Origin of the sequence: Mycobacterium sp. E2462 (assembly GCF_001672685.1) — a bacterium.
In the GTDB taxonomy this organism is placed as follows: domain Bacteria; phylum Actinomycetota; class Actinomycetes; order Mycobacteriales; family Mycobacteriaceae; genus Mycobacterium.
Genome location: NZ_LZKC01000338.1, coordinates 1 through 4,961, shown reverse-complemented (window position 1 = coordinate 4,961; position 4,961 = coordinate 1). Strand labels below are relative to the sequence as shown.

Sequence of the window (4,961 nt, the reverse complement as noted above, 5' to 3'; positions counted from 1 at the left end):
CCGCGCAATCGCAAACCAGTGACCGAGCAATCATGACGGTAGGCCGCGGCCCACCACAGCGCACGGTAACCCGGAACATTTGCCAGGCGCGGCCGCCCCGCGCCGGTCCGCACGCTGGTCACGGAGTCGCGGCCGACCCCCCGCCCTGCTCGTGACCGGTGATCCGGAACGTGAATTCGTGGTCACAGATTCGCAATTGGTCGCCGTCCTGCAGGGTGGCGGTCGCGTGGATGCGTTGCTGCTGCACGTGCACGCCGTTGGCGGACCGCAGGTCATTGATGATGTAGCTGGCGCCGGCGTCGACGACGACGGCATGGTGGCGGCTGACCTTCGGCGAGTCCAGCACGATGTCGTTGTCGCTGAGCCGTCCGATCCGCGTTGTCGCGTGCAGGGGATACCGCCGTCCGGACGCATCCTGCAGATAGGCGGCCGCCCTACGCTCGGCCACCAGCGTGTACTGCTCGAGCACCGTGATCGTGACGGCCGCGGTCGTCATGGCGTTCTTCCTGGCGTCCAGCGGGTCCTGGCGCAGGATTCGGTCGTTGAGTTCGCGCAGCGTGGCGCCCGGGTCGATGCCCAGCTCATCGGCGAGCAATGCCTTCACGCGGCGGTAGGCCGCCAAGGCGTCGGATTGGCGGTCGCTGACGTAGTAGGCCGTCATCAACTGCGCCCACAACGGCTCGCGGTAGGGGTGCTCGGCGGTGAGCGCCTCGAGCTCACCGATCACCAGTTGGGCTCGGCCACAGGCTATCTCGGACTCGGCTAGCGCCGTGTGCACAAGAAGCTTCTCCTCGACGAGCGAGGTGGCGAAGGTGTCGACGAACGCGAAGTCCCGCAGGTCTTCGAGCACGGGTCCCCGCCACTGGTCCAACGCGGCCCTGAGGTGCCCGCTGGCCGCGTCGAAGCGGCCCGCGGCGGCCGCGTGCACGCCGGCGGTCTTGTCGATGTTGAACCGCCCGAGGTCGCACGCCGCGTCGGGGATGTTGAGCCGGTAGCCGGGCGGCGCCGGAACCAGGATGTTGCGCGGGTCGATCCCGGCGCCGTTGATCAGCTTGCGCAGGTTGGACACGTAGGAGTGCAGGCTGGCCCGGGCGCCCGACGGCGGCGCTTCCGCCCACAGCGCCGTGGTCAACCGGTCGACACCTACGGGACTGTTGCGGTTCATCAGCAGCACGGCCAGCACCGCGCGCTGCTTGGGGGTGCCCAAGGGCACCAGCGCGCCCCCGACGGTCATCTCCAGGGGGCCCAGCAGGCCGAGTTCCAGCCCGGCGTCCGACCCGGATGGGCGCAACTGCACGCGTGTCAGCCTCTCCGCGTCGGGGGCGCCGGGCGCCGGTCACGTAATGCCAATGGTGATTGTGACACCACGCCAACGCGGGCGCGCCGAGTCAAGCCGGAGACTCCCCAGCCGGTGCGGCGTCAGGTCGTCACGACCATCACGTCGTCGCCGGCGTCCCACGCCTCGCTGAAGAGCTTGACCGGGACCTGCTCGTCGCGGCCGTCCTCGGCGCCGCTGTCGTTGAGGTGCACGATGCCGTTGACCGAGTCCACGCCGGTGACCACCACCGCGTGATCCGTCTGCGGGTTCCCCTGCTCGTCCCGGTCGGTGACGGGCAGGTGCCAGATGAGCGCGGAGTTCACGCTGGCGATCACCTTGCGGCCGGCGCCCAGCGCCTGCTCGAGGCCGGGGATCCCGGTGGGGATGCCCGTTTCGGCGGCGCTGTCCTTGTCCGTGAGCTTGGCGCGGACCTGATACTTGGCCAGCAGGGCGGCCACGTCGCGCATGTCGGCGCCCATGCCCGAATCCGGGTCGCTGGTGTTGACGGGCTTGACGTAGATCGAGCCCGGGTGCACGGTGCTCGGTGTGGTCTGGGCCATCTCGATGATGGCCTGCTCCGACGGCAGGGTGCCGGTCAGCTCGCCGACGACGTCGGCGCTCGACATCAAGACGCAGTCGTCGTACTGCTGCTGGCGCCAGTAGTTGGCGGCGGCGGCCGGGTCGCCGTACATGCCGCCGGCCGCCGCGCAGGCGGGGGCGGACAGCGCCGCGGCGACGGCGCAGGCGACCAGGGCGAACCAGGCCGCCGAGGCGGCCCCGGCGACGGTGTTGATCTTCACGACGGGCCTCTCTTGCGGATCGGTGGCTTGTTCGGTGTTGCGAGAAAAGCCTCCGACGCGCGCCTTCGAGGATCCTTGACGGATTCTTGGAGCCGTTCTGGCGCCGTTCTGGCGCCGCTGGGTGTTAGGCCCGGGTCATCGCGAAGTAGGCGCCGCGCCGGGCCAGCAGTTCGGTGTGGCTGCCCTGTTCGACGATCCGGCCGGCCTGCACCACCAGGATGCGGTCGGCGTCGCGGATTGTCGAAAGTCGATGCGCGATGATGAAACTCGTGCGGTCACGGCGCAGTTCGCGGGTCGCTCGCTGGACGAGGGCTTCGGTGCGGGTGTCGACCGAACTGGTCGCCTCGTCGAGGATCAGCAGTTGCGGCCGGGCCAGGAAGGCCCGGGCGATGGTGATGAGCTGCCGCTCGCCGGTGCTGATGTTGGCACCGTCGCCGGTGATGCGGGTCTGATACCCGGCGGGCAGCGTGTGCACGAACCGGTCGACGTAGGCCGCCCGGGCGGCCGCGATCACCTCGTCGGGGCCGGCGCCGGGGCGCCCGTAGGCGATGTTCTCCTCGATCGTGCCGTCGAAGAGCCAGGCGTCCTGCAGCACCATCCCGATCCGTGCCCGCAGCGCCTGCTTGCTGACCGTGGCGATGTCGATGCCGTCGAGCAGGATCCGGCCGGAGTCCACCTCGTAGAACCGCATCAACAGGTTCACCAGCGTGGTCTTGCCGGCGCCGGTCGGCCCCACGATGGCGACGGTGCTGCCGGGCTCGGCCACCAGCGACAGGTCCTCGATCACCGGCGTACCCGCCCGGTAGGCGAAGCTGACGTGCTGGAATTCGACGCGCCCGCGTGGCCGCGCCGCCGCGCCCAGGGCCGCCTCGGGTCCCGGGGTCTCCTCGGGTTCGTCGAGCAGCTCGAAAACCCTTCCAGCGCTGGCGATTCCGGACTGCAGGGCGTTGTACATCCCCGCGACCTGCCCCACGGGGCCGTTGAATTGCCGCACGTATTGGATGAAGGCCTGGATGTTGCCGAGCGTGATGCGACCGGTGGCCACCTGCAGGCCGCCCACGACGGCGACCGCCGCGTAGCCGAGGTTGCCGACGAACGTGGTGGCGGGCGCGACCAACCCGGAGAAGAACTGGGCCCCGAAACTCGCGCGATAAACGTCGTCGTTGAGGGCACGGAACTGAGCGCGCGCCGCGCCCTGATGGCCGAACGTCTTGACCAGTGTGAAACCGCTGTACGTCTCCTCGATGTGGGCGTTAAGGCGGCCGACGCTGGCCCATTGGGCGGCGAAGAGCCGCGCCGACCGTCGCACGATCGCGCGGGTGGCGAGCAGCGACAGCGGCACCGTCAGCAGGGTGATCAGCAGCAGCAGCGGGGAGATCGACAACATCATCGTCAGCACCGCGACCACGGTGAGCAGCGACGTGAGCAGCTGGCTGAGCGTCATCGACAGCGACGACTGGACGTTGTCGATGTCGTTGGTGACGCGGCTGAGCAACTCGCCGCGCTGGCGGCCGTCGAAATACGACAGCGGCAGCCGGTGGATCTTGTCCTCGACGTCGGAGCGCAACGCGACCATGGTGCGCTGCACAGTGACGTTGAGCAGCCGCGCCTGCGCCCAGATCAGCAGCGCCGAAACGGCATACAACGCCGCGGCGACCGCCAGCGTGCGGCCCACCGCCCCGAAGTCCACGCCGTGGCCGGGCACCACGTTCATCGCGGACACCAGGTCGGCGAAGGTGTCTTCGCCCCGGGCGCGCGCGGCGGCAACGGCCTGCGCCTTGGTGATCCCGGCGGGCAGCCGCCGCCCGATGACGCCGTCGAACAGCAGATCGGTGGCGTGGCCCAGGATTCGGGGAACGACGACACCGATGGCCGTGCCGGTGAGGCCCAACACGATCACCGCCACGCTCAGCCGGCGTTGCGGCGCAAGCCGTTTCACCAGTCGCGCGGCGCAGGCCCAGAAGTCCCTCGCGCCGCTCACGGGCCACTCCCCACCCCGGCGCTGATCGACTGCGAGTCGGCGAACTCGGCGTAGGTGGCGCACCCGGTCAGCAGCGCCTCGTGCGTGCCGCGCCCAACGACGGTGCCGTTGTCGACGACAACCACTTGGTCGGCCGCCGCGGCCACCGAAACGCGTTGTGTGACAACGATAGAGGTGGCCCCGCCGGAGGCGGTGCGCAGCGCCGCGCGCACCCGGGCCTCGGTGTGCACGTCGAGCGCGGCGAAGGCGTCGTCGAACAGGTAGATCGCGGGGCGGCGAATCACCGCGCGGGCGATCGCCAGGCGCTGCCGTTGCCCACCGGAGAAGTTGATACCGCCCTGGGCGACCCGCATGCGCAGCCCGTCGTCGTGGGCGCGGACGAATCCGTCGGCGTCGGCGACGCGCAGCGCGTCCCACATGTCGTCGTCGGTGACTTCGCGGCCGGGGGGAGCGCCGTAGCGCAGGTTGTCCGCGACCGTCCCGCTGAACAGGTAACCGCGTTGCGGCACCAGCCCGATGGCGGCCCAGAGGCGTTCGGTGGGGTACTCGCGGACGTCGACACCGTCGACGAAGACCGCGCCGGCGGTCGCGTCGTAGAGCCGGCAGATCAACGCGACCAGCGTCGACTTGCCCGACCCCGTGCTGCCGACGACCGCGGTACAGGTCCCCGGTTCGACCGTGAACGAAATGTCGTGCAGCACCGGCCGATCGGCGCCCGGATAGGTGAACGTGACACCGGCGAGGCGCACGGACCCGGTGATGGCGTCCGGCGTGACCGTCGGGGTCTGCGGGTCGGCGACGGCGGGTTGGGTGGCGAGCACCTCGGTGATCCGTTCGGCGCACACGGACGCGCGGGGCAGCA

4 protein-coding genes are annotated in these 4,961 nt (G+C 70.2%); all 4 read right to left on the bottom strand.

Annotation, left to right across the window (positions count from 1 at the left end; all coding sequences use genetic code 11):
- Positions 1–118 precede the first annotated feature (118 nt).
- A complete protein-coding gene (locus tag A5714_RS17830) occupies positions 119–1,234 on the bottom strand; it encodes a BTAD domain-containing putative transcriptional regulator (RefSeq protein WP_068287325.1) in 1,116 nt (371 codons plus the stop codon).
- Between the two features lie 185 nt (positions 1,235–1,419).
- Positions 1,420–2,118 carry a hypothetical protein gene (locus A5714_RS17825; RefSeq protein WP_068287323.1) on the bottom strand — a complete coding sequence of 233 codons (699 nt, stop codon included), beginning with the start codon at positions 2,116–2,118 and terminating at the stop codon, positions 1,420–1,422.
- 124 nt (positions 2,119–2,242) lie between these two features.
- Positions 2,243–4,162, bottom strand: coding sequence for an ABC transporter ATP-binding protein (locus A5714_RS17820; RefSeq protein ID WP_369829455.1), 1,920 nt, complete (start codon positions 4,160–4,162; stop codon positions 2,243–2,245).
- Positions 4,096–4,961: ABC transporter ATP-binding protein (locus tag A5714_RS17815; protein WP_156747371.1), on the bottom strand; the 866-nt coding region annotated here is incomplete at its 5' end. The genes A5714_RS17820 and A5714_RS17815, both read right to left, overlap by 67 nt.